Annotated in this window: 24 protein-coding genes; 18 read left to right on the top strand and 6 right to left on the bottom strand. The window is 66.3% G+C overall.

From position 1 onward, the window contains the following. Window positions 1-37 precede the first annotated feature (37 nt). Both EYZ64_RS03430 and EYZ64_RS03425 read left to right on the top strand, forming a co-directional pair. Window positions 38-919, top strand: a complete 882-nt coding sequence (locus tag EYZ64_RS03430; RefSeq protein ID WP_135451864.1) for a helix-turn-helix domain-containing protein — start codon at window positions 38-40, stop codon at window positions 917-919. Between the two features lie 7 nt (window positions 920-926). Next, window positions 927-1,760: an SAM-dependent methyltransferase gene (locus EYZ64_RS03425; RefSeq protein ID WP_135451863.1), complete on the top strand. Its 834-nt coding sequence runs from the start codon at window positions 927-929 to the stop codon at window positions 1,758-1,760. Between the two features lie 10 nt (window positions 1,761-1,770). Here EYZ64_RS03425 and EYZ64_RS03420 read toward each other — a convergent pair whose 3' ends face one another. Next, window positions 1,771-2,349 (bottom strand): VOC family protein, encoded by a 579-nt coding sequence (locus EYZ64_RS03420; protein ID WP_135451862.1) that lies wholly within the window; start codon window positions 2,347-2,349, stop codon window positions 1,771-1,773. Between the two features lie 122 nt (window positions 2,350-2,471). On the opposite strand from EYZ64_RS03420, the gene EYZ64_RS03415 reads away from it, so the two are divergent. From EYZ64_RS03415 to EYZ64_RS03400, 4 genes are all read left to right on the top strand, one after another. Beyond that, window positions 2,472-3,101 (top strand): TetR/AcrR family transcriptional regulator, encoded by a 630-nt coding sequence (locus EYZ64_RS03415; RefSeq protein WP_135451861.1) that lies wholly within the window; start codon window positions 2,472-2,474, stop codon window positions 3,099-3,101. Beyond that, a complete protein-coding gene (locus EYZ64_RS03410) occupies window positions 3,098-4,225 on the top strand; it encodes an alpha/beta fold hydrolase domain-containing protein (protein WP_167857693.1) in 1,128 nt (375 codons plus the stop codon). Before EYZ64_RS03415 ends, EYZ64_RS03410 begins: the two co-directional genes overlap by 4 nt. Continuing rightward, window positions 4,201-5,190: a 2-hydroxyacid dehydrogenase gene (locus EYZ64_RS03405; RefSeq protein WP_210115456.1), complete on the top strand. Its 990-nt coding sequence runs from the start codon at window positions 4,201-4,203 to the stop codon at window positions 5,188-5,190. The genes EYZ64_RS03410 and EYZ64_RS03405 overlap by 25 nt, the downstream gene beginning before the upstream one ends. 84 nt (window positions 5,191-5,274) lie before the next feature. After that, window positions 5,275-7,482, top strand: coding sequence for an acyl-CoA dehydrogenase family protein (locus EYZ64_RS03400; RefSeq protein ID WP_135451860.1), 2,208 nt, complete (start codon window positions 5,275-5,277; stop codon window positions 7,480-7,482). A 78-nt stretch (window positions 7,483-7,560) separates the two neighbouring features. Here the strand turns inward: EYZ64_RS03400 and EYZ64_RS03395 are convergent, their stop codons facing one another. Beyond that, complete coding sequence (locus EYZ64_RS03395) at window positions 7,561-8,271, bottom strand: FadR/GntR family transcriptional regulator (protein ID WP_135451859.1); 711 nt, start codon at window positions 8,269-8,271, stop codon at window positions 7,561-7,563. 231 nt (window positions 8,272-8,502) lie between these two features. Here EYZ64_RS03395 and EYZ64_RS03390 point away from each other — a divergent pair, with 231 nt between their 5' ends. The 6 genes from EYZ64_RS03390 (at window position 8,503) to EYZ64_RS03365 (ending at window position 13,281) form a co-directional block, all read left to right on the top strand. Next, window positions 8,503-9,414, top strand: coding sequence for an ABC transporter substrate-binding protein (locus tag EYZ64_RS03390; RefSeq protein ID WP_135451858.1), 912 nt, complete (start codon window positions 8,503-8,505; stop codon window positions 9,412-9,414). Window positions 9,415-9,470: 56 nt separating this feature from the next. Beyond that, window positions 9,471-11,003: an amino acid ABC transporter permease/ATP-binding protein gene (locus tag EYZ64_RS03385; RefSeq protein WP_135451857.1), complete on the top strand. Its 1,533-nt coding sequence runs from the start codon at window positions 9,471-9,473 to the stop codon at window positions 11,001-11,003. Then, a complete protein-coding gene (locus EYZ64_RS03380; RefSeq protein ID WP_135451856.1) occupies window positions 11,000-11,437 on the top strand; it encodes a RidA family protein in 438 nt (145 codons plus the stop codon). Before EYZ64_RS03385 ends, EYZ64_RS03380 begins: the two co-directional genes overlap by 4 nt. Continuing rightward, complete coding sequence (locus EYZ64_RS03375) at window positions 11,434-12,555, top strand: acetamidase/formamidase family protein (RefSeq protein WP_135451855.1); 1,122 nt, start codon at window positions 11,434-11,436, stop codon at window positions 12,553-12,555. Before EYZ64_RS03380 ends, EYZ64_RS03375 begins: the two co-directional genes overlap by 4 nt. Before the next feature lie 109 nt (window positions 12,556-12,664). Next, the gene (locus EYZ64_RS31950; protein ID WP_167857692.1) at window positions 12,665-12,952 is read left to right on the top strand and encodes a hypothetical protein; all 288 of its coding nucleotides are present in this window, start codon (window positions 12,665-12,667) and stop codon (window positions 12,950-12,952) included. A gap of 17 nt (window positions 12,953-12,969) precedes the next feature. Then, window positions 12,970-13,281, top strand: coding sequence for a hypothetical protein (locus EYZ64_RS03365; RefSeq protein ID WP_135451854.1), 312 nt, complete (start codon window positions 12,970-12,972; stop codon window positions 13,279-13,281). Here the strand turns inward: EYZ64_RS03365 and EYZ64_RS03360 are convergent. From EYZ64_RS03360 to fadD2, 3 genes are read right to left on the bottom strand one after another with little or no spacing between them, the layout of a single operon-like run. Next, on the bottom strand, window positions 13,278-14,135 hold the full coding sequence (locus tag EYZ64_RS03360; RefSeq protein ID WP_135451853.1) for an SDR family NAD(P)-dependent oxidoreductase: 858 nt from the start codon (window positions 14,133-14,135) through the stop codon (window positions 13,278-13,280). The two genes, EYZ64_RS03365 and EYZ64_RS03360, sit on opposite strands and share 4 nt — an antisense overlap. A gap of 47 nt (window positions 14,136-14,182) precedes the next feature. Beyond that, the gene (locus EYZ64_RS03355; protein WP_135451852.1) at window positions 14,183-14,965 is read right to left on the bottom strand and encodes an SDR family NAD(P)-dependent oxidoreductase; all 783 of its coding nucleotides are present in this window, start codon (window positions 14,963-14,965) and stop codon (window positions 14,183-14,185) included. Between the two features lie 29 nt (window positions 14,966-14,994). After that, the gene (fadD2, locus tag EYZ64_RS03350; RefSeq protein ID WP_167857691.1) at window positions 14,995-16,668 is read right to left on the bottom strand and encodes a long-chain-fatty-acid--CoA ligase FadD2; all 1,674 of its coding nucleotides are present in this window, start codon (window positions 16,666-16,668) and stop codon (window positions 14,995-14,997) included. Between the two features lie 54 nt (window positions 16,669-16,722). Here fadD2 and ligD point away from each other — a divergent pair, with 54 nt between their 5' ends. Next, window positions 16,723-17,958 (top strand): non-homologous end-joining DNA ligase, encoded by a 1,236-nt coding sequence (ligD, locus tag EYZ64_RS03345; RefSeq protein ID WP_135451851.1) that lies wholly within the window; start codon window positions 16,723-16,725, stop codon window positions 17,956-17,958. A gap of 2 nt (window positions 17,959-17,960) precedes the next feature. Here the strand turns inward: ligD and EYZ64_RS03340 are convergent, their stop codons facing one another. Continuing rightward, the gene (locus EYZ64_RS03340; protein WP_135451850.1) at window positions 17,961-18,242 is read right to left on the bottom strand and encodes an ArsR/SmtB family transcription factor; all 282 of its coding nucleotides are present in this window, start codon (window positions 18,240-18,242) and stop codon (window positions 17,961-17,963) included. Window positions 18,243-18,371: 129 nt separating this feature from the next. Here EYZ64_RS03340 and EYZ64_RS03335 point away from each other — a divergent pair, with 129 nt between their 5' ends. The 5 genes from EYZ64_RS03335 (at window position 18,372) to EYZ64_RS03315 (ending at window position 22,758) form a co-directional block, all read left to right on the top strand. Then, the gene (locus tag EYZ64_RS03335; protein ID WP_135451849.1) at window positions 18,372-19,244 is read left to right on the top strand and encodes an NmrA family NAD(P)-binding protein; all 873 of its coding nucleotides are present in this window, start codon (window positions 18,372-18,374) and stop codon (window positions 19,242-19,244) included. A gap of 87 nt (window positions 19,245-19,331) precedes the next feature. After that, complete coding sequence (locus EYZ64_RS03330; RefSeq protein ID WP_135451848.1) at window positions 19,332-19,877, top strand: GNAT family N-acetyltransferase; 546 nt, start codon at window positions 19,332-19,334, stop codon at window positions 19,875-19,877. Between the two features lie 66 nt (window positions 19,878-19,943). Further along, window positions 19,944-20,678, top strand: a complete 735-nt coding sequence (locus EYZ64_RS03325; protein ID WP_135451847.1) for a (Fe-S)-binding protein — start codon at window positions 19,944-19,946, stop codon at window positions 20,676-20,678. After that, window positions 20,675-22,141 carry a LutB/LldF family L-lactate oxidation iron-sulfur protein gene (locus tag EYZ64_RS03320; protein WP_135451846.1) on the top strand — a complete coding sequence of 489 codons (1,467 nt, stop codon included), beginning with the start codon at window positions 20,675-20,677 and terminating at the stop codon, window positions 22,139-22,141. Before EYZ64_RS03325 ends, EYZ64_RS03320 begins: the two co-directional genes overlap by 4 nt. After that, window positions 22,138-22,758: a LutC/YkgG family protein gene (locus EYZ64_RS03315; RefSeq protein ID WP_135451845.1), complete on the top strand. Its 621-nt coding sequence runs from the start codon at window positions 22,138-22,140 to the stop codon at window positions 22,756-22,758. Before EYZ64_RS03320 ends, EYZ64_RS03315 begins: the two co-directional genes overlap by 4 nt. Window positions 22,759-22,859: the final 101 nt, after the last annotated feature.

Below are 22,859 nucleotides of genomic sequence, written 5' to 3'. Positions count from 1 at the left end.
TAGGCACGGCTCATCAGACCGCAGGCATAGTGGGGTCATGACCACCGGACAACTCGGCGAATTCCTGCGGGCCCGGCGCGGTCGGCTGCATCCAGAGGATGTGGGCTTGTCCCGGTACGGCGAGCGGCGCCGGGTCGAGGGGCTGCGACGGGAAGAAGTTGCCCAGCTCGCCGGCGTCAGCGTGTCGTATTACACGCGGCTGGAACAGGGACAATCGGCCAATGCCTCGGCGGCAATCCTCGAAGCGCTGGCGCGGGCTCTGCAACTGGATGTTCACGAGCAGACGCATCTGCGGGAGCTGGCATCACGGCGCGTGCAGCCGCCTCGACGTCCTCCCGTCGAGCACGTCAGCGCGTTGACGCGCGATCTGTTGCGCTCGCTGGACCATCTGCCGGTGCTGGTGCTCGGACGCCGCACCGATGTGCTGGCCTGGAACGAGCTGGGCCACGCGCTGCTGGCCGGCCACGTGGATTTCACGTCGGTGGACAACCCGGCGACCCGGCCGAACCTGGCCCGGCTGCTGTTCCTCGACTCCCATAGTCGCGATCTCTACGTGGATTGGCACCGCAAGGTCCGGACGGTGGTCGGCAGCCTCCGCCTGGCAGCGGGCCGGCATCCCGACGACGCACTGCTGTCCGCCCTGATCGGTGAATTATCGGTCAAGAGCGAGGAATTCGTGTCGCTCTGGGCCGATCACCGGGTCAAGCCCTGCGAGGCAGACTCCTATGACCTGCGCCATCCGCTCGCCGGACCACTCACGGTCACGATGCAGAATCTGACGCTGGCCCGCGACGCCGAGCAATCACTGGTTGTGGTGACGACGGCGGAGGGCTCGAGTTCGGCGGACGCGTTACAGCTGCTTGCGCGGGAATCCCGGGGCAAAAATATCCAAGACCCGATGACTGCCGAACGCGCATGATGGCGATATGACCAACTCCGGACAGACTCCAGGTCGGGCAGTGGCCGACACCGGCGTCCTGGTGGCAGCCATCCGCGCCGAGGAAACCCGCCGCCCCGACCGGCTTTTCGATGATTCGTTCGCAGAGCGCCTGGCCGGTGAGTCCGGTCAGCGGATGCTCGCTGAAGCCGTCGCCGCCAGCGGTGACAAGTCCACTCTGCAGATCGTGGTGCGCACCCGCTTCTGGGACGAGGCGCTGTTGAACGCCGTGCCACCGGTCCGGCAGGTGGTGATCCTCGCCGCGGGCCTGGACGCCCGGGCCTACCGGCTGCCGTGGCCCGACGGCACCACGGTGTTCGAACTCGATCAGCCAGCGGTGATCGCGGCCAAGGCCGAGGCGTTGGCCGGCGACGAACCACGCTGCCGGCGGGTGGCCATCGGCGTCGACCTGACGCAGGACTGGACTGACGCCTTGCGGGCCAACGGCTTCGACCCGGAGCTGCCGGCCGTCTGGTTGATGGAAGGGCTGCTGCAATACCTCGACGAGGGCGCCGTGCGCACGCTGTTCGAGCGGGTCGACGCGCTCTCGGCGCCCGGTTCGGTATTGCTCTACGACATCGTCGGCAAGGTACTGCTGGACAGCGTCATGCTGGCCGCGGTCCGCGAACGGATGTCCCGCAACGGAGCGCCGTGGCTGTTCGGCACCGATGCCCCGGAGCAGCTGTGTGAGCGCCTGGGCTGGTCGGCGGTCGTCACCGATGTGGCCGAGCCGGGCAACAAGTGGAACCGGTGGTTCGCCCCCGCGGTGCCGCTGGATGTCCCCGGCGTGCCGCGCGGATATTTCGTCACCGCCACCAAGTAGGGACCGGGTACTACCCCGCCGCCACCGGCGGACGGCGATCGGCGGCCGTCTTCGGCGCCGCCTGCGCGTCATTGTCGGTGAATTCCTTGGTCCAGCAAGCGAATTCCAGAGTGATCCCGTCCGGGTCGAGGAAGTAGAACGACCGCACGTAGACGCCTGGGTGCACCGTCGCCGACGCCTGCATCGGGCTGTCGTCGTGGTTGAGAACCGGGCCGACCCGAACACCCTTGGCCTTGAGCTTCTGCCGGTACTCGTCGAACTTCTCGGCGGGCACGTGCAGGGCGATGTGGTTCAGGGACCCGGTGGCGCTGACGAATTCGCCGATGCCGGGGAGCGCGGCGGGGGCCGAGATCCCGGGCACGCCGTCGGGGGCCTCGCGGAACCAGAAGAACGCGATGCAGTCCCCGTTGCCCGCGTCGAAGAAGAAGTGCTGCCCCATGCCGCCGGGCAGGTCGAGCGATTTGATCAGGGGCATGCCGAGCACGTTGGTGTAGAAGTCGACCGTGCGCGCCATGTCCGCGCAGACCAGTGCCACATGGTTGATACCGCCGAACTCGAACTCCGGGTTGGGGTTGTTGGGCTTGATCACGTCATACACCTCCGGGGTGGACACCAAACACTGGCGCAACTGCGAATCTGAATCTAACATCAGATTCAGATGTGATCAATGACCGTGAAAGATTTCCCGGCCCGCCGGGAGTGAGGAAGTCTGTGACCGTCAGCCCCCGTTCCCCGTTGCCGACCGCGCGTGGCCGCCAGACCCAGGCGGCGATCGACAGCGCGGCCCGTGCGGTGATCGCCCGCAAGGGCATCCTGGCCACCACGATCGCCGACATCGCCTCCGAGGCGGGCCGGTCGGCCGCGTCGTTCTACAACTACTACGCCTCGAAAGAGGCCATGGTCCGCGAATGGGCCCTGCGATTCCGCAACGAGGCCCGCGAACGCGCACTTCCCGCGACCGGCCCGAATCTGACCAACTGGGAACGCTGCCACCAGGCGGCCTCCGCCCACTGGATGACCTACCGGCACCGCCTGGCCGAGATCATCGCCGTGTCCCAGATGGCGATGGTCGACGACGACTTCGCCGAATACTGGGACGAGATCTGCCAGCTGCCGATCGCCATGATCACCGAGATGATCAAACATGCTCAGCAGCAAGGGTTCTGCCCCGACGACGACGCCCACCTGACCGCCGTCGCATTGGTGTCGATGCTCAACCAGTTCTGCTACACCCAGTTGTCCGGCGGGCGCGACGCCACCGCAGACGACTCCGCCTGCATCACCACCCTGGCCAACGTGTTCTACCGGACCATCTACCACGAGGAGACCTCCCGCTCATGAACAATGCGTCACCGGAAGTGGTTCGCGAGTTCATCGGCCTGGAATCGCCGACGGCCCAGCGCGCCGGTGCGGGCGGATACCCCTGCCAGGGCCTGTATTACCGAAGCGCGGACCACAAGCCCACGGTCGCGGTGATCGCCACGCACTACCAGATCGACTTCTCCGAGCACTACATCGCCGACCACCTGGCCGCCAGGGGCATCGGCTTCCTCGGCTGGAACACCCGCTTCCGCGGATTCGAGAGCAGCTTCCTGCTGGACCACGCAGTGGTCGACATCGGGGTGGGCGTGCGCTGGCTCCGTGAGGTACAGGGCATCGAAACCGTTGTTCTACTGGGCAATTCCGGTGGCGGTTCCTTGATGGCGGCCTACCAGTCCCAAGCCGTCGATCCGAACGTACGGCCACTCGAAGGCATGCGGCCCGCCGCGGGCCTGACCGATCTACTGCCCGCCGACGGGTATATGGCCAGCGCGGCCCATCCGGGCCGCCCAGATGTGCTGACCGCCTGGATGGATGGGGCGGTCGTCGACGAGAACGACGCCATCGCCAGCGACCCCGACCTGGACCTGTTCGACGAGCGCAACGCGGCACCCTTATCGGCAGAATTCGTGGCGCGCTACCGCGCGGCCCAGGTCGCACGCAACGAGAAGATCACCGACTGGGCTGAGGACGAACTCAAAAGGATTCAGGCGGCTGGATATTCGGACCGCCCGTTCACCGTCATGCGCACCTGGGCCGACCCGAGAATGGTCGATCCGACGGTCGAGCCGACCCGCAGGCAGCCCAACCTGTGTTACGCGGGGGTGCCGATCAAGGCCAACCGGTCGGCCCGCGGCATCGCCGCGGCCACCACCGTCCGCAACTGGATCGGCATGTGGAGCCTGCGGCACGCCCAGACCCGGGCCGAGCCGCACCTGGCCCGGATCACCTGCCCGGCCCTGGTGATCAATGCCGACCAGGACACCGGGGTGTATCCGTCCGATGCCAAACGCATCTACGACGCGCTGGCGAGCACGGACAAGTCCCAGTGCTCGATCGACACCGACCATTACTTCACGACTCCGGGCGCGCGCGGCGAGCAGGCCGATACCATCGCCCGATGGATCGCGAAGCGGTGGCGGTGAACCCAGGCCGGATCAAGGTCCTGGCGCATTTCACCCCCGGTGACAAGGTGATGGATTTTCTTGCACCTCACCAGGACTGGCTCGACGTCACGTTCTGCGCCGAAGACGACGACGCCACCTTCTACCGAGAACTGCCGTCGGCCGAGGTGCTCTGGCACGTGTTGCGGCCGGTGTCCGGCGATGACCTGGAGCGCGGGCTGCGACTGCGTTTGGTGCACAAGTTGGGCGCCGGGGTGAACACCATCGACGTCGACACGGCTACCCGGCTGGGCATCCTGGTGGCCAACATGCCCGGGGCCAATGCTCCGTCGGTGGCCGAGGGCACCGTGCTGCTCATGCTGGCGGCACTGCGCCGGTTGCCTGAACTCGACCGCGCCACCCGGGACGGCACGGGTTGGCCCTCCGATCACAGCCTGGGTGAAACCGTGCGCGATATCAGCGGGTGCACCGTGGGCCTGCTCGGCTACGGCAACGTCGCCAAGCGGGTCGAGAAGATCGTCGTCGCGATGGGCGCCGATCCCTCCCAGGTGATCCACACCAGCACCCGCGACACCGGCCATCCCGGGTGGCGCAGCCTGCCAGACCTGTTGGCCGCCAGCGATATCGTCTCGCTGCATCTCCCGCTGACCGAGGCCACCCGTGGGCTACTCGACAGCAAGGCCCTGGCTTCGATGAAACCAGGCGCCGTCGTCGTCAACACCGCGCGCGGTCCGATCATCGACGAGCCGGCCCTCGTCGAGGCGCTGCGCAGCGGGCAGTTGGCCGCGGCCGGCCTGGACGTCTTCGCCGAGGAGCCCGTACCGCCCGGCAATCCCCTGCTGGAGCTGCCCAATGTGGTGCTCACCCCGCACGTCACCTGGTACACCGTCGACACGATGCGGCGCTATCTGACCATGGCGGTCGACAATTGCCGGCGCATCCGCGACGGCGAACACATGGCCCACGTAGTAAACGGGGTTAGATAGGCCGCCGGAGTGGCGCGCGTCACGCCGGGGTACCCTCGGCCCCAACCGACCGGTTAACCGATATGCCCGGGATGGAGGTGCCGCATGCCCATTGCGATCACGTCTGAGCACAGCGATCTGGCCGATTCTGTTCGGTCCCTGGTAGCGCGGGTGGCGCCGTCAGAGGTGCTCCACGAAGCTCTCGAAACGCCCATCCCCAACCCCCCTCCGTACTGGAAAGCCGCGGCCGAGCAGGGCCTACAGGGCGTCCATCTCTCGGAATCCGTTGGCGGGCAAGGCTTCGGAATCCTGGAGCTGGCCATCGCATTGGCCGAGTTCGGGTACGGCGCGGTGCCGGGACCCTTCGTCCCGTCGGCGATCGCCGGCGCGCTGATCTCGGCCGACAATTCCGAGGCCAAGGTGCTGGGCGGCCTGGCCTCGGGTGAGACCATCGCCGCCTACGCCATCGACTCCGGCCTGACCGCTACCCGGCACGGCGACGGCCTGGTCATCCGCGGCGAGGCACGCGCGGTGCCCGCCGCGGCGCAGGCCTCGGTGCTGGTACTGCCGGTCGCGATCGAGTCCGGTGTCCAGTGGGTGGTGCTGGACGCCGCCCAGCTGGAGATCGAGCCGGTGCGCAGCGTCGACCCGCTGCGGCCGCTGGCCCATGTGCGGGCCAACGCCACCGAGGTGACCTTGGACGAGGACGCTGGTCGCGTTCTTTCTCGGCTCAGCCGCGCCCACGCCCGTGCCCTGATCACGACCCTGCTGTCGGCCGAGGCGATCGGTGTCGCCCGCTGGGCCACCGACACCGCCACCGCATACGCCAAGATCCGCGAACAGTTCGGCAGGCCTATCGGCCAGTTCCAGGCGATCAAACACAAGTGCGCCGGGATGATTGCCGAGACCGAGCGGGCGACCGCCGCCGTCTGGGACGCTGCCCGCGCATTGGACGAGGCGCGGGAAGACCCTTCTGCACAAACCCATTTCGAGTTCGCCGCCGCAGTGGCCGCCACCCTGGCACCGGCCGCCGCGCAGCACACCACCCAGGACTGCATCCAGGTGCACGGCGGCATCGGATTCACCTGGGAGCACGACACCAACGTCTACTACCGGCGCGCACTCGTGCTGGCCGCGTGCTTCGGCCGGGCCTCGGACTACCCGCAGTCGGTGGTCGATACCGCGACCGCAACCGGAATGCGCCCGGTCGACATCGACCTGGATCCCGACACCGAGAAGCTGCGTGACGAGATCCGCGCGGAAGTCGCTGGGCTGAAGGCAATTCCGAGTGGCGCCGAGCGCAACACCGCGATCGCCGAGGGCGGATGGGTGCAGCCGCACCTGCCCAGGCCGTGGGGGCGGGCGTCCGAACCGATCGAGCAGATCATCATCGCCCAGGAGTTCAGCACCGGCCGGGTACGGCGCCCGCAGATGGGCATCGCCTCGTGGATCATCCCGTCGATCGTGGCGTTCGGCACCGACGAGCAGAAGCAGCGCTTCCTGCCGCCGACGTTCCGCGGCGAGATGATCTGGTGCCAGCTGTTTTCCGAGCCGGGCGCGGGTTCCGACCTGGCCAGCCTGACCACCAAGGCCACCAAGGTCGACGGCGGCTGGCGCATCACCGGGCAGAAGATCTGGACGACCGGTGCGCAGTACTCGGCGTGGGGTGCCCTGCTGGCGCGGACGGACTCGCACGCTCCGAAGCACAATGGCATCACGTACTTCCTGCTCGACATGACGGCTCCGGGCGTCGAAGTGAAGCCCCTGCGGGAACTGACCGGCAACGCGATGTTCAACACCGTGTTCATCGACGACGTGTTCGTGCCCGACGACATGGTGCTCGGTGAGGTCAACCGCGGCTGGGAGGTCAGCCGCAACACGCTGACAAACGAACGGGTGTCGATCGGCAGCAGCGAGCCGCCGTTCCTGGCCAACCTGGAACAGTTCGTGGCGTTCCTTCGCGACGGGCAGTTCGACCAGATCGAGCAGAACCACGCCGGCCGGCTGATCGCCGAGGGCCACGCCGCCAAGGTGCTGAACCTGCGGTCGACCCTGCTGACATTGGCCGGCGGCGATCCCATGCCCGCCGCGGCGATCTCCAAGCTGCTGTCGATGAAGACCGGCCAGGGCTACGCGGAGTTCGCGGTGGCCTCCTTCGGCACCGACGGGGCCGTCGGCGATCCCCAGCAGGAATTCGGGCGCTGGGCCGAGTACCTGTTGGCCAGCCGCGCCACGACGATCTACGGCGGCACCAGCGAGGTGCAGCTCAACATCATCGCCGAACGACTGCTGGGCCTGCCCCGCGATCCGTAACCCTTGCGCTAGCAGACGCAAAACTGCCCCTTTTCGCTGGAAAAGGGGCAGTTTTGCGTCTGCTCGCCGGGGTCAGGCTCACGAGTGCGTCGCTTTGGCGACGAGTTCGCGTACGTCGCGCAGGTGGTCTTCCATGGCCCGACGCGCGGCGAGTCCGTCGTGGGTCCGAACCGCATCGAAGATCTCCTGGTGACCACGCACCGACGCGCAGCGCCCGTGTCTCGTGGAATGCGAGTGCTTGCGCACCTCACCGGTCCACTCGCTGGCCAACGTCTGCAGTGCAGTCAGAAGCGGGTTCTGCGCGGCCTGCGCGAGCAGCAGGTGGAATTCGACGTCGAGGCGAAGTGACTCAGCCTGCAGAAGGTTCTCGTGCGACTTGTCGAGTACATCCCGAAGCTGCAGCAGGTTCGCCGACGTAGCCCGGTGTGCCGCGAGTTCTGCGATCGAGGGTTCGATGACAGAACGCAATTCGGCGGCATGTTCTTGTTCTGTACCGCCACCGGCTATCGCCAGTAGCTCGTCGACGCTTGCCGTCGGCGCCAACACGACGGTTCCGCGGCCCCGGACCCGCGAGACGAGACGCTTCGATTCGAGTTCGTGCATCGCCTCGCGAAGCGAGGACCGCGATACTGACATCGACGCCGCGAGCTCACGTTCCGACGGGAGTCGCGTTCCGGGCGAGATCTCGCCCGTCGCGATCAGACGCTCGAAATGCGCTGCCAGCGCCACCGATACGCTTTGCGGCCGCTGGATCAACGGCGGGATCGCCCCGCCTGCAGGTGCGTTCAACTCGTTTCCTGCCTCCCTGTTCAGATCCCAACATAGGTCCGATGGTCGGGCCAAGCAGTCCAAAAACCGACGCTGGCCGTTTCCGTCGGGATAACTCTTTGTTACCCGTGTTACGAGACGCGTTCCCGGCGTGCTGCTCCCTTGGCGGCCACCTAATTTCAATGCCAGTTGGCCGGACCATCCGGCCATGACCGCCCCGCTCCCCTTCCGCGTCAGTGAATAGGACCTGCCATGAATCGCTCGCGTTGCACTGCACTTCTCGCCGTGGCCGTCGGTATCGCACTCGCCGGTTGTTCCTCCTCGACCGAAGCGGCAACCACCGAAAAAACCGGTGAATACGGCGATCTGGCCTCATCTGCCTCATGCACCGACCTGCGGGCCAAGAATCCGGACCTCAACGGCAAGACCCTCACCAATGCGATCAACCCCTACACGCCCGGGTATGAGACGGTAAATCCGGAAAACCCCAGTGAATACCACGGTTTCGATATCGATCTCGGAAACGCGCTTGGCGCCTGCCTGGGCTTCGACAACGACTACATCCCCGTCGGGTTCTCCGAACTCATCCCGACCGTCGCCAGTGGCCAGGCCGACTGGATCCTCTCCAACCTCTACGCGACGAAGGAGCGCGCTGCCGGCGGCGTCGACTTCATCAGCTACTCAAAGGTATTCGACGGAATCCTGGTGGCAAAGGGCAACCCGAAGAAGATCACCGGGATCGACAACTCGCTCTGCGGGCTCACAGTCGGGCTCAACAAAGGATACGTCGAAGTGCCACTCGTCGAGGCTGTCGGGCCCGAATGCGCTGCGGCCGGCCTCAAGGCGCCGACCGTCAGCCTGTTCGACTCGAGCGCCGACTGCACACAAGCGGTGCTCGCCGGCCGCGCAGATGCGTACATGAATGACGTCAACACGGTCAACGGATTCGTTGCGGCCCATCCGGACAAGCTCGACTCCGCCGAGACCGTCATGCTCGACTACACGATCGGTATCGGGGTGCCGCAGGGCAAGCACGAGTTCCGCGACGCCATCCAGGCCGCGCTCACCGAGGTGCAGTCGAGCGGGCTGCAGGACAAGCTTGCCGCCAAATGGAAGCTGACGGAGAACGCGGTCGCCGAACCGACGATCCTCAGCGTCGGCTGATGTCGCCGCTCAACATCAAAGCGACCCAACGTATATGACAGAAGTGAGGTGAACTCATGGACAAATTCCTGCACTATCTGACGCTGCCGTGGCTGCTCGACGGCATGCTGTTCACCCTCCAGCTCACGCTGTACGGCTTTGGCGGCGGTATCGTGCTCGGCGCTCTCCTTGCCGCACTGCAACTTACAAGATCTCGCGCGCTCACCGCGATCGGCCGTACCTACGTCGTCATCTACCGTGGCACGCCGCTGATCCTGCAGCTGGTCTTCGTCTTCACCGCGCTCCCCCACATCGGAATCACCCTGCCGCCCGTGGTCGCCGGCTCGGTCGCCCTCGCGATGAACGAAGCGGTGTTCATTTCCGAGATCCTGCGCTCGGGAATCAAGGGCGTGGACCCGGGACAGTCACTCGCCGGTCGAGCTCTCGGCCTCGAACCCCGCAAGCTCATGCGACGCGTGATCGCCCCTCAGGCATTCCGATCGATGGTCCCCGCCCTGGGCAACGAGTTCGTCTCCACCATGAAAAACAGTGCGCTGGCGTCGGTTATCGCGGTACCCGAGCTCACCCTGCGCACCCAACAGCTCGCCTCGGCGACCTTCGACTATTTCTCGATCTATTTCGCCACAGCCGTCATGTACCTCACCCTCACCGCCGTGCTCAGCGTCATCCAGCTGATTCTCGAGGACGCACTCAACCTCGACCGCGATCACCGGTCCCTGCTGTCCCGGCTGGGGATCCGGCGCCGGGCGAGCACACCGGCTCCGCCGACGAACCCCGAGGTCGCGGCCACGCCTTCCGCCGTGCGTCAGGAACTCGGCAACACCATCCTCGAAATCCGTGACCTCAACAAAGCCTATGGCGATAACCACGTGCTCAACGGCATCGGCATGTCGGTGCGGCAGGGCGAAGTCATCGCGCTGCTCGGGCCGAGTGGATCCGGGAAGAGCACCCTGCTGCGCACGATCAACCATCTCGAATCGGTCGACACCGGAACGATTCGCGTCGCCGGGCAGACCCTCGGCTACAGCCAGTCCGGTACGCCGCTTCCCGAGGGACAGATCGCCCGCGCCAGGATCGCCGCCGGTATCGGCATGGTCTTTCAGCAATTCAATCTGTTCAAACACATGACGGTGAAGGAGAACATCGCGGCGCCGCTGCGCTGGATCCAGGGACTGAGCAAGGAGGAGGCTGCCGAGCGTGCTGCCCTACTGCTGTCGCAGGTAGGCCTGGCGGACAAAGCCGATGTTCTCCCGCACCGGCTGTCCGGCGGGCAGCAACAGCGGGTCGGGATCGCGCGGGCCCTGGCCGCCCGTCCCAGGGTCCTGCTACTCGATGAACCGACAAGTGCGCTCGACCCCGAACTTGTCGCGGAGGTCCTCGGCGTCATACGCGGCCTGGCCCACCACCACGGCCTCACGATGATCATCGCGACGCACCAGTTGCGGTTCGCTCTTGAGGTCGCCGACCGGGTCGTGTTCATGGCGGGCGGAGTCGTCGTAGAAGAGGGCAGCGCCGAGCAGGTGATCACCCGGCCGCAGAACCCGGTCACGGCCCGCTTCGTCAACGCGATGCAGCTGGCCAACGCATGATCGCGAAACAGTCCTTCAGTTTCGCTGCCGTCGAAGGCATTCCGCCGCAGGTCGGTCCGTTCGCCCACGCAACACGTTGGGGAGACACCCTGTACGTGACCGGCCAGATGCCCACCGATCCCAGGACCGGCCGACTCATCGCCGGCGACGTGGCCGAGCAGGCGAATCAAGTCATGGCGAATCTTTCGGCAGTACTCGCCCAGTTCGACGCCACGCTCGACGACGCCCTGATGGTGCGCGTCTACCTCACCGACTTCGACAACTTCGACGTGTTCAACGCCGAATACGTCAAGTGGTTCGCCGGCCCCCTGCCCAGCCGTACCTGCGTCGGGGTCACCGGCCTTGCGGTGGAAGCGGCCGTCGAGATCGATCTCATCGTCGGGCTTTCCCGGCCGCAGTCCAACCCCACACCGGCACCCACGGAGGCACCATGATCTTCCCGACCCTTCATCCAGGCGAAGGCCACATCGGTGGCGAGCACTACCTGCAATCACACCCCGACGACGTGCTCTGGGGATGGCTTCCCAACGCGAGGACAAAGGCCGTGCTCTCGGTGACGTCCGGCGAGACGGTGACGATCGACACCGTGAGCCATGAGGGAATCCTCGAAGACCAAGGGCGAGACCCCGTTTCGTACTTCGCGCAGTTCGGCATCCAAAACGTCCTCAAGGACGTCATCGACATCGCGGCGAGTCCCCTCGCTCATGACGACACCTGTGGGCCGCACATCGTCACGGGGCCGATCCATGTGGCCGAGGCGCGCCCCGGCGACGTACTCAAGGTCGAGATTCTCGACCTCGCGATGCGGGTTCCCTACGGCTTCATCAGCAGTCGGCACGGCTACGGCGCGCTTGCCGGCGAGTTCCCCGAGTTTCCCGACTCCGAGCCGGTGCGTGCGGTCGACCAGATCGTCTCGATGGGCACCATCAGTCACTTCAGTTGGGTCGAGAAGCACCATGGGAAGCGTTACGGCATGCTGTCCGCGGGCAGCGGCACCGGCCGCACCGTGCGATTCCCGATCAACCCGTTCCTCGGCATCATGGGCGTCGCGCGGGCAACCGAGGACCCGGTGCCATCGGTACCTCCCGGGGACCACGGCGGCAACATCGACATCAAGCATGTTGTGGCGGGTTCGACCCTGTATCTGCCCGTGCAGGTCGACGGGGCCGGGTTTTTCACGGGTGACCCGCATTTCGCACAGGGAAATGGCGAGGTCGCGCTGACGGCACTCGAGGCACCTCTCCGGGCCACCATGCGATTGACAGTTCTGAAGTCCGATGACGCCCGCGCAGCGATAGGGGCCGTCGCAAACCCGGTGGTGGAAACCGCGACGCACTGGATCCCGACCGGCATGGACGCCGACCTCGACGAGGCGATGCGCATCGCGGTCCGAAATGCCGTCACGTTCCTCAACACTCGGCTCAACGTCCCGCGTGATGTCGCCTTCGCGTACCTCTCAGCTGCCGGCGACTTCGAGGTGAGCCAGGTGGTGGACGCGGTCAAGGGGGTGCACTGCATGATCCGGAAAGCCGACTGGGCCGCCTGGTCCTAGGCGCATCGCAGTCCGCCCCGGAAAACGGGCGGCGCACTGACCTGCCCGTGCGCCACCGCTGGTGCTACCGTCGAAATAGGCAGCTAGCAGAAACGGTTGACTCTCAACGATGAGCACGTCACGACTACGCATTCTGCGCCCGGTACTGCTGGGCGCAGCTGCGCTGTCGGTCGTCATCGCGCCGACCGCCGTGTCGGGCCAACTCTCCGCGGGGCCCGTCGAAATCCAGGCCGACCCATGCGTGAACGGCGTCATCCCGTGGAACCCGTACGTGGTGAACTGCAACCTGCAACCCAGGCCACCCCGGGTGCGCGGGTCCGCTCCCGACGCCGGCGCCATCATCGCGTGCCGGGGCAAGCCGGGATGCCTGGCCTGGTACGTCAACGGGCCGCCGTGACGATCTGAGTGGACCTCATGGGCAGCGACGAGGACGACGTCGAAAAGCGTTGGCACGATCCGGAGATGTTCCGATCCGCGGTGGGTTACGTGCTGGCCGTGGTCGCTGTCGCCGGGGTCGCCCTGACGTTCTACGCCTTTGACCATTCCACCCTCTCGGCGTCGCTGGTCCCGACGATTCTCTTCGTCGGCGGCGTCGGCGCATTCGTCCGTACCTACCAGGTATGGAAAGCCGAGGGCACCTGGCCGATCTGGCAGGGCGCAGGCTGGTTCCTGCTGGCGTTGTCGCTGATGTGCCTGGCCGTGCCGGGCTCAGCGATGCTCGACTAGGACCCTGCGATGCCGGCGGCTTTCACGGCGCGGCTGCGATTGAGCGCCACCTTCGCCAAGCGCAATGACAACCGGGGCGATAGCCGCTCCAGGTACCAGAGCATCTTCCACCACGCAGGAACGATGATCATCGCGTCACCACGCATCACCGCACGCACCACCCGCTCGGCAAATGCCGCAGGGGCCATGGGCCGCAACGGTTCCCAGAACTTCTTGACGAACTCTTCGTCACTGATACCCAGGGCGTTGAGTCGCCCGTACTTGCCGCCGGTGAGGATCGGGGTCCGCACCACCCCCGGGCAGAGCGCCGAGACCAGCACGTTGTGTCGCTCGGCTTCGACTCTCAAGGTCCGCGAGATGGCCACGACGGCGTGTTTGGTGGCCGAATAGCTCGCCGTGCCCGCGCCGGTCATGAGCCCCGCCATCGACGCGGTGTTCACGATGTGACCGCTGCGCTGCCGGATCATGATCGGATACACCGCCTGGATGCCGTGCACGACACCGCGCAGGTTCACATCGAAGACGTCGTTCCAGTCATCGAGCGTGTACGAATCGACCTCGCCGGCGACCCCGATACCCGCATTGTTGAACAGGTAGTCGATGCGCCCCGACTGCTCCACGATCTCGGCGGCCACCCGCTCGAACGATGCAGGATCACGCACGTCGAGTTCGATCGCGTGTGCTGTGCCGCCGCTCGCACCGAGGCGGCGGGCAAGGTCCTGTGCGGCATCGATCTGCCGGTCGGCTATCCAGACTTCGGCGCCTTCGCCTGCCAGTCTGGCTGCCAGCGCCGCACCGATACCGGACGCACCACCGGTGATGACGGCGACCTTGCCCGACGGACTCGCACCCATGGCCGCAGAATACGTTCGAACTCGCGGACCCGCCGGGGGTTGTGGATTTAGGGCAGGATCGAGTCGACGTACCCGCCGTCGACCCGCAGCGCTCCACCTGTGGTTGCCGAGGCCAACGGAGACGCCAAGTAGGCCACCATGTTTGCGATCTCCTCAGGCTCGATCAGGCGCTGGATCAACGACTGCGGCCGGTGCTTGATCATGAATTCGCGTTGCGCTTCATCCCACGGCAGCGATTTGTCGACCAGTTGGTAGACGAAGTCTTCGACGCCCGCGGTGTGGGTCGGCCCGGCGATCACCGAGTTCACGGTCACGCCGGAGCCGGCGGCCTCCTTGGCGAAACCGCGCGACACCGCTAGCAGCGCTGTCTTGGAGACGCCGTAGTGGATCATCTCGGCCGGCGTGACAATGGCGGAGTCACTGGCGATCTGGATGGCCCGGCCCCAGCCCCGCTCGGTCATCCCGGGCAGGTAGCTGCGGATAAGTCGGACTGCGGCAAGGACATTCACGTCGAAGTAAGTGCGCCACTGCTCATCGGTGATCTCCAGCGGCGGTACGGCACCGAAGATGCCGAGGTTGTTCACCAGGATGTCGACCTCGGGCAACTCACGTAGCAGGTCCGCTGTTCCCTCCTCGGTGGAGACATCGGCGGCGACACCAAGGACGTCGAACTCGCCCAGCTTCGCGACGGCTTCATCGACCCGGGCCGGCGTGCGACCGTTGACGGCGACACGGGCACCGCTGCGCGCCAGTTGCTCGGCGATGGCCAACCCGATGCCCTGGGTCGAACCCGTGACGAGTGCGGTCTTTCCGGTCAGTTCGATGTTCACAAGGCTGTACTACCACCGATCGGAGCGAACTATTCCAGGTTGCGGAGTTCGCGCTTGAGGATCTTGCCGGTCGGGTTGCGGGGCAATTCGTCGAGGAAGACCACCTCACGTGGCACTTTGTAGCGGGCCAGATGTTCTTTGACGTAGGTCTTGATCGCGTCCTCGTCGAGGCTGGCGCCCTCGGCCTTCACCACGAAGGCCTTGAGCCGGGCACCCCATTCCTTGTCCTCGACCCCGAGTGCCGTCGCCTCGATGACATCGGGATGGCCGCTGATCAGATCCTCCACCTCGGCCGGGAACACGTTCTCCCCGCCGGACACGATCATCTCGTCATCGCGGCCGCTGACATAGAGGAGACCGTGCTCGTCGAAGTATCCGACATCGCCGGAGGACAGCATGCCGTCGATGATCTCCTTGCCCCCGCCACCCGTATAACCCTTGAACGGGAACGTGTTTCGCACGAAGATGCGGCCCACCTGCCCCGGGGGAAGCTCGTTGCCGTTGTCGTCGATGATCTTGACGGTGATGCCCTTGACCACCGGCCCGACCGTGGCCGGGTTGATCGACAGATCCTTGGGCCGGGCGATGCTCGCGAAGGCGATCTCGGTCGAGCCGTAGAGGTTGTAGATGACCGGCCCGAGCTCCTTGAGGGCGCGGGAGGCCAGCTCGGCACCCAGCTGGGATCCGGAGACGAAGACGATCCGCAGCGAGGACAGATTGGGCTTGGGCGTCACCTGCTCGAGGTAGTCGAGCATCCGCGAGAGCATGACCGGCACCACCACCATGGCGGTGACCTGATGTTTCTCAACATCTTCGAACACCGTGGCGGGCTTGAACCGGCGACGCAGCACCAGGGTCGTGCCCAGCATCATCGCGAGGGTGGCGTGCAGGAACCCGAGCGCATGGAACATCGGCGCGGGAAGCGCGGTCACCTCGCCGCCCCGGAACGGGACGTGCGACAACACTCCCCCGATCGGGGCCAGCGACGGCGGGGCGGCACGGTTGGCGCCCTTGGGCGTTCCGGTGGTGCCGCTGGTCAGGATGATGATCGCGGGATGCTTACTGGCCTTCGGTGCCGGACGCCCATTGCCGCGCGCGATGACGTCGGCCAGCGTCTCATCGGTGCTGCCGGACGGCTTGTCCGAATCCGGGTTGACGCCCAGCGCCCGTAATCTGCCCAGTTCCGGTTCGGCGTGGGCCACCGCGGCGGTGTATTCGTCGTCGTAGATGATCACCTTGGCGCCCTCGCGCTCGGAGACCTCCTTGATCTGCGGCCCCGAGAACTCGGAGTTGAGCAGGATGATCCGGGCTCCCACCCGGGCCGCACCGTACAGCGCGACCAGGAACCAGCGGTGGTTGCGGGCCAGTATCCCCACCCCGTCACCGCCCCTGACGCCCATGGTGAGCAGTTCGTGGGCCACCGCGTGCGCCGCCGAGTCGAGCTCACCGAACGTGAATTCGCCCTCGTCGTCGATGACCGCGACCCGGTTGGGATGCCGACGCGCGTTCAGCGCCGGGATCATTCCGATCTCACCCCAGGTGCGGATGTCACCCAGCATGGCCAGGATGTTCTGTGGCGGTTCCAGCCGCAGCGCACCCGCCTCGAACATCTTGCGCGCGTAGTGCAATTCCGCCGCGCCCCGCTCCGCGTACTGCTTGGCCTTCGCAGTCAGGTTCGCCGGCAGATCAGACAGACTTGGCATGTCGCCACAATAAGTGACATCTATCGCACTTCGGGCCTTAACTACCATGTGGTCATGGCCGGGGCAGTATCGCTGGAGATCGACGGCCTCGAGGTGGCCGTCACCAACCCTGACAAGGTGGTTTTCCCTGACGCGCACGTGACCAAGCTGGACTTGATCAACTACTACCGATCAGTGGCCGACGGCGCGCTGCGCGGGGTGTACGGACGTCCGATGATCCTCAAACGGTTCGTCAAGGGCATTGCCGCCGAGGCCATCTTCCAGAAACGGGCACCGGAGAAGCGGCCGGACTATGTGGACGTGGCCGAGCTCAAGTACCGGTCCGGCACATCCGCCAAGGAAGCCGTGCTGCGCGACACGGCGGGTCTGGCATGGGCGGTGAATCTCGGGTGCGTCGACTTGAACCCCCATGCCGTGCGGGCCGAGGACCTCGACCATCCCGACGAACTGCGGGTCGACCTGGACCCGATGCCCGGGGTCGGCTGGTCGCAGATCGTCGACGTCGCCCAAGTCGCCCGCGCGGTGCTCGAAGATCATGGTCTGACCGCGTGGCCCAAGACGTCGGGCTCGCGCGGCTTCCACATCTATGCCCGCATCCACCCGAGGTGGCCGTTCACCAAGGTGCGACTGGCCGCCGAGACAGTGGCGCGTGAGGTCGAGCGGCGCGTTCCCGATCTCGCGACGGCGCGCTGGTGGAAGGAGGAACGTGGCGCCCGGGTCTTCGTCGACTTCAACCAGAACGCCAAGGACCGCACGGTGGCCTCGGCCTACTCCGTGCGAGCCACCCCCGATGCCCGGGTATCCACCCCGCTGCGCTGGGACGAGGTCGACGGGTGCCGTCCCGAGGCGTTCACGGTCGCCACAGTGCCCGAGCGGTTCGCCGAGATCGGCGACCCGTGGGAGGGCATGGACATCACAGTCGGCGGGTTGGACGCGTTGCTTGCGCTCGCCAAAGAGCTCGGCCCGGCCGAGAAGGCGCCGAAAGGCGCCGGACGAAGCGGTGCCGGCAGGCGCGTTTCTTCGATGCCGCTGATCGAGATCGCCAAGACCAAGACCAAGGACGGGGCCATGGCGGCACTGGACGTGTGGCGCGATCGCCATCCCGCGGTGGCCGCGCGTCTGGAACCCGTCGACATCCTGCTCGACGGGATGCGCGGCCCGAGCTCGATCTGGTACCGGGTGCGGGTCAACCTCCAGCACGTACCCGAGGCCGAGCGCCCACCCCAGGAGGAGCTGCTCGCCGACTACAACCCGTGGGAGAACTACCGCGGCGCTCAGTGGAAGCGCTGAGTTTATGGGCCGCGTTCGGCAACGAGCAAGGCAAGAAGACCTGGAAACCGATGTTCGACTTCCGCGCGCTTGAGTAGCACGCCTTTGCGATTGCCGTAATCGGTCAGCTGGATGAGTCCGCTCTCGCCGAGTACTCGAAAATGATGTGTTGCAGTAGATTTGGTTACCTTGAGAGCAAACGATGAGCAGGTGCGCTCGACGTCCTCGGTATCCGCTGCAAGCTCGGCGACCACCTGCCTCCGGTGCGGGTCAGCCAGCGCCGCCAGCACGACGCCCAGCGTCATCTCGGATTCCACTGCAGCGCAACCCCTCCCCAGCAGGTACGGTTTGCATCGTACCTTCAATACGGCTAACGTCGTGTACGAAAGTCATCGTACCTCCCTGATGGCATTCAGTCGCGTTCGAGGAGTGCCGTGAACCAGATCAACAAGACCATCGCCATCACCGGCGCCACCGGCGCGCTCGGCAGCAGAATCGCCGCCGAGCTCGCTGCCCGAAAAGCCCCACAGCTCATGGTGGCGCGCAACCCAACCGTCCTGCCCGAACTGGCCAACGCGCAGCGGCGCGGCCCCGCCGAGTACGCCGATGCCGCGGCCATGCGCCGTGCACTCGACGGCGCGTCGACCTTGATCCTGATATCCGGACATCCGACCGGCCGGCGCCTGGAAGAACACGCGAGCGTCGTCGAGGCCGGCCTCGACATTGGAGTTGAACGCGTCTTGTACGTCTCGCTCCTCGGAGCGGGTCCCGTGGCCACCTACCGCAATGCCCGCGACCACTGGCTCACCGAGCAGTTCATCGCCGGAACAGGCGTACGGCACACCATCTTCCGTGCCGGCTTCTACGGCGTGACGCCCGCCGCTCTGGCCGACGAGAATCTCGTCATCAGCGGACCAGGCGGCACCGGGCAGGCTGCGTTCGTCACGCACGGCGATATCGCCGCGGTCGTTGCCGCGGTCGCGACGGATTCGAGTACCGAACACGACGGCGAGATCCTGGAGGTCACCGGACCGGAACTGCTCACCCTTGAGCAGGCAGTGGCCAGGATCGCCGCGGCGACGGGGCGGCCGTACCGCTATCACCCGGAGACGTTGGAGGAGGCGTTCGGCCGGCGCTGGAAACAGGGCGTCAGCGGGAACCAGATCGAGGCCTGGATCTCCTGGTATCAGGCCATCGCACGGGGAGATCTGTCAGCGCTGACCGATGTGGTCAAGACGGTGACGGGTAGTGCGGCCAGCCCGATCGAAAACTCGGATTGGTGGCCCGAGCCGAACACCGCGTACTGAGCTTCGTTACGGCGGCGTGCTCCCACCGGCCTGAATACAGGATTGCGGCTCCGGCGGAGGTTGCACTCGAGGTGAAATACTGCGGCCGTGGTCGACGCCAGAGCCGTTCGGGTATTCCCCGTCGCCTCCCGAGATCTTGTGCCGTCCCTGAGTGGGCCGACCACGCTGCTTCTGCAGCATCTGGTGGCCGGCGGCGCCGCGTTGGGTTGGGTCGATCCGCCGTCCGAGGCTGAGGTCGCCGAACTACTCGGAGAGGTGGTCAGGGGAACGGCCGACGGCGACTCGGCCCTGCTCGTCGCGGAGGTCGACGATCAGTTGGCCGGGTTCGGCCACTGGCGCCGGTACCCGCGTCCGACCCACCGGCCCCATGCCGACGTGGAGAAAGTTGCCGTCGACTCGCGGTGGCAGGGCCTGGGGATTGGCCGCCGCCTGATGGAGGGACTGATCCAGGCCGCGGTGGAGTCTGATGTGGAGGTACTGACGTTGGACCTCCGGGGCGACAATGATCGCGCTGCCCGACTCTACGAGTCGTTGGGCTTCAAGAGGTACGGCGTGCTTGAGAGGTTCGTCGCAGTGGGTGAACAGCGGTACGACAAGTTGTTTTACGCCTTGGATTTGCGTGTGCAGCCCTGATTTCGAAACGAAATACGCGTCACCACCCAGTCGGTACTGTGGTCAGATCACGCTTTAGGAGTGCGTATGCGAATCGCCCTGTTCGCGACCTGCCTGGCGGATGCGATGTTCCCACCCGCGGCGATCGCCACGGTGCAGTTGCTCGAGCGCCTCGGCCATCAGGTGGAGTTCCCACAAGGCCAAACCTGTTGCGGCCAAATGCATATCAATACCGGCTATCTCAAGGAAGCCACCGCGCTGGTGCGCAATCACGTCCAGGCTTTCGAATCCGCGAACTGCGACGCCGTGGTGGCCCCGTCGGGCTCCTGTGTGGGTTCGGCACGTCACCAGCACGCGATGGTGGCCCGTCGCGCCGATGACGAAGCCCTGGCCACCCGCGCCGAGAGCCTGGCGGCCAAGACCTACGAGTTGTCGGAACTGCTGATCGACGTGCTCGGGGTCGACGATGTCGGCGCCTACTATCCGCACCGCGTCACCTATCACCCGACCTGCCACTCGCTGCGCATGCTCGGCGTGGGTGACAAACCGCTGCGACTGCTGCGCAAGGTGCGGGGGCTGACACTGGTGGAGCTGCCGGAGGCCGAATCGTGTTGCGGCTTCGGCGGAACGTTCGCGATCAAGAACTCCGACACGTCCACGGCCATGCTGACCGACAAGATGGCCCACATCCTGGAGACCGGCGCCGAGGTGTGCAGCGCCGGGGACTCCTCCTGCCTGATGCACATCGGTGGCGGGCTGAGCCGGCTGCGATCCGGAGTGCGGACCGTGCACCTGGCCGAGATCCTGGCGGCCGAGGCATGACCACATTTCTGGGCACCCCCGGCGTCGGCAACCTGCGCGGCGACGAACCGTTCCCCGCCGCCGCCCGCACCGCGCTCGCCGATTCCCAGCTGCGCCGCAACATCGGCCATGCCACCCACACCATTCGCACCAAGCGGCTCAACGCAATACGCGAGTGCGACGACTGGGAGCAGCTGCGCGCCGCCGGCAGCGCCCTCAAGCAGGACGTCATGGCCCGGCTTCCCGAGTTGCTCGAGCAGCTCGAGGACAACGTCACCCAGCGCGGCGGCGTGGTGCACTGGGCCCGCGACGGCGATGAGGCCAACCGCATCGTCGCCGGCCTGATCCGCGCCACGGGCTCCGACGAGGTGGTCAAGGTCAAGTCGATGGCCACGCAGGAGATCGGGCTCAACGAATATCTGGAAGCCCAGGGCATCGCCGCGTTCGAAACCGACCTGGCCGAGCTCATCGTGCAACTCGGCCACGACAAACCCAGCCACATCCTGGTGCCGGCGATCCACCGCAACCGCGCCGAGATCCGTGAGATCTTCACCCGCGAGATGCCCGACGCGGGTGAGCTCACCGACGACCCCCGGGTACTGGCGATGGCGGCCAGGGCCCATCTGCGGCGCAAGTTCCTCACCGCGAAGGTCGCGATCAGCGGCGCGAACTTCGGCATCGCCGAAACCGGCACACTCGCGGTGGTGGAATCCGAGGGCAACGGGCGGATGTGCCTGACGCTGCCGCAGACGCTGATCACCGTGATGGGCATCGAGAAGATCGTGCCGACGTTCGCCGACCTCGAAGTCTTCATGCAGTTGCTGCCACGCTCGTCGACGGCCGAACGAATGAACCCGTACACCTCGATGTGGACCGGCGTGCACCCCGGCGACGGTCCACAGGAATTCCACCTGGTCCTGCTCGACAACGGCCGTACCCGGGTGCTGGCCGACGAGGTGGGACGCGCCGCGCTGCACTGCATCCGATGCAGCGCATGCCTCAACGTCTGCCCGGTCTACGAACGCACCGGCGGCCACGCCTACGGCTCGGTGTACCCGGGACCGATCGGGGCGATCCTGAGCCCCCAGCTCACCGGCACCACCGGTCACGATGACCCCAACGCCAGCCTGCCGTATGCCTCGTCGCTGTGCGGGGCCTGTTTCGAAGCGTGTCCGGTACGCATCGACATCCCGTCGATCCTGGTCCACCTGCGCGCGAAGCAGGTGGACCAAGAAAGAGGAGGGCTACCCGGCGGGCAGGATCTGGCGATGAAGGCCGCGGGCTGGGCAATGGCCGGCGCGGGCCGGTTCTCGCTGGCCGAGAAGGTTCTGGGCGCCGGTCGGTTGATCGCGGGGCGCGATCACCGCATCTCTTCGCTGCCCTGGCCGGCCTCCAAGTGGACGGCCAGCCGGGACATTCCCGAGCCGCCGGCCGAGACGTTCCGGCAGTGGTGGAACCGGACTCATCAGGGAGGGCGGGGATGACCGGCCCGACGCCGGAGGCCAGGGCGGCGGTGCTCGGCCGCGTTCGCGGCGCTCTGGCGTCCGCGCCGCCGCAGGCCGTCGTGGTGCCGCGGGACTATCACCGCGAGCCGCTGACCGGCGCCGGGAATGTCGAGAGGTTCGCCGAGACGGTCGCCGAGTACCAAGCCCGGGTACATCGCATCGAGGTCGACGCGATCGCGTCGACCGTTCTGGAACTGGTCGGGCCGAGCGCCACCGTGGTCATCCCGGCCGACCTGCCGCCCGAATGGGTGGCGGGGCTGACGACGGTCGCCGATGCGCCCGAGCTCGGTGTCGAGCAACTCGACAGAGCCGATGCGGTGCTGACCGGATGCGCGCTGGGGATCGCAGCGACTGGGACGATCGTGCTGGATGCCGGCCCCACACAAGGGCGGCGCGCGCTGACCCTGGTACCCGACCATCACATCTGTGTGGTGTGGGCTGATCAGATCGTCGACACCGTCCCGCAGGCATTCGGCGAGCTGGCGCCGACGCGGCCCCTGACCTTCATCTCCGGACCCAGCGCCACCAGCGACATCGAACTACAACGTGTAGAAGGCGTCCACGGACCCCGAACGCTCGACGTGCTGGTGGTGTGAACCTTACCGACGAGTAGGCCCCGGAGGGTTCTTAGCAAAGTATTAACGCTGGCTCCCAGCCGCCTTAGATTGCCCGCATAACGTCATGGACAGGTTGACGC

This window comes from Mycobacterium sp. DL99 (genome assembly GCF_004762045.1).
GTDB lineage: Bacteria > Actinomycetota > Actinomycetes > Mycobacteriales > Mycobacteriaceae > Mycobacterium.
Note: the sequence above shows the minus strand (reverse complement) of the source record. Positions and strands in the feature narration are given on the sequence as shown.

Coding starts and splice junctions, on each gene's coding strand:
- ligD (WP_135451851.1), top strand. CDS start 16,723: ATGGCCGGGGCAGTATCGCTGGAGATCGACGGCCTCGAGGTGGCCGTC.
- EYZ64_RS03410 (WP_167857693.1), top strand. CDS start 3,098: ATGAACAATGCGTCACCGGAAGTGGTTCGCGAGTTCATCGGCCTGGAA.
- EYZ64_RS03405 (WP_210115456.1), top strand. CDS start 4,201: ATGGATCGCGAAGCGGTGGCGGTGAACCCAGGCCGGATCAAGGTCCTG.
- EYZ64_RS03315 (WP_135451845.1), top strand. CDS start 22,138: ATGACCGGCCCGACGCCGGAGGCCAGGGCGGCGGTGCTCGGCCGCGTT.
- EYZ64_RS03425 (WP_135451863.1), top strand. CDS start 927: ATGACCAACTCCGGACAGACTCCAGGTCGGGCAGTGGCCGACACCGGC.
- fadD2 (WP_167857691.1), bottom strand. CDS start 16,668: ATGCCAAGTCTGTCTGATCTGCCGGCGAACCTGACTGCGAAGGCCAAG.
- EYZ64_RS03340 (WP_135451850.1), bottom strand. CDS start 18,242: ATGACGCTGGGCGTCGTGCTGGCGGCGCTGGCTGACCCGCACCGGAGG.
- EYZ64_RS03390 (WP_135451858.1), top strand. CDS start 8,503: ATGAATCGCTCGCGTTGCACTGCACTTCTCGCCGTGGCCGTCGGTATC.
- EYZ64_RS03365 (WP_135451854.1), top strand. CDS start 12,970: ATGGGCAGCGACGAGGACGACGTCGAAAAGCGTTGGCACGATCCGGAG.
- EYZ64_RS03400 (WP_135451860.1), top strand. CDS start 5,275: ATGCCCATTGCGATCACGTCTGAGCACAGCGATCTGGCCGATTCTGTT.
- EYZ64_RS03375 (WP_135451855.1), top strand. CDS start 11,434: ATGATCTTCCCGACCCTTCATCCAGGCGAAGGCCACATCGGTGGCGAG.
- EYZ64_RS03360 (WP_135451853.1), bottom strand. CDS start 14,135: ATGGGTGCGAGTCCGTCGGGCAAGGTCGCCGTCATCACCGGTGGTGCG.
- EYZ64_RS03320 (WP_135451846.1), top strand. CDS start 20,675: ATGACCACATTTCTGGGCACCCCCGGCGTCGGCAACCTGCGCGGCGAC.
- EYZ64_RS03430 (WP_135451864.1), top strand. CDS start 38: ATGACCACCGGACAACTCGGCGAATTCCTGCGGGCCCGGCGCGGTCGG.
- EYZ64_RS03325 (WP_135451847.1), top strand. CDS start 19,944: ATGCGAATCGCCCTGTTCGCGACCTGCCTGGCGGATGCGATGTTCCCA.
- EYZ64_RS03380 (WP_135451856.1), top strand. CDS start 11,000: ATGATCGCGAAACAGTCCTTCAGTTTCGCTGCCGTCGAAGGCATTCCG.
- EYZ64_RS03385 (WP_135451857.1), top strand. CDS start 9,471: ATGGACAAATTCCTGCACTATCTGACGCTGCCGTGGCTGCTCGACGGC.
- EYZ64_RS31950 (WP_167857692.1), top strand. CDS start 12,665: ATGAGCACGTCACGACTACGCATTCTGCGCCCGGTACTGCTGGGCGCA.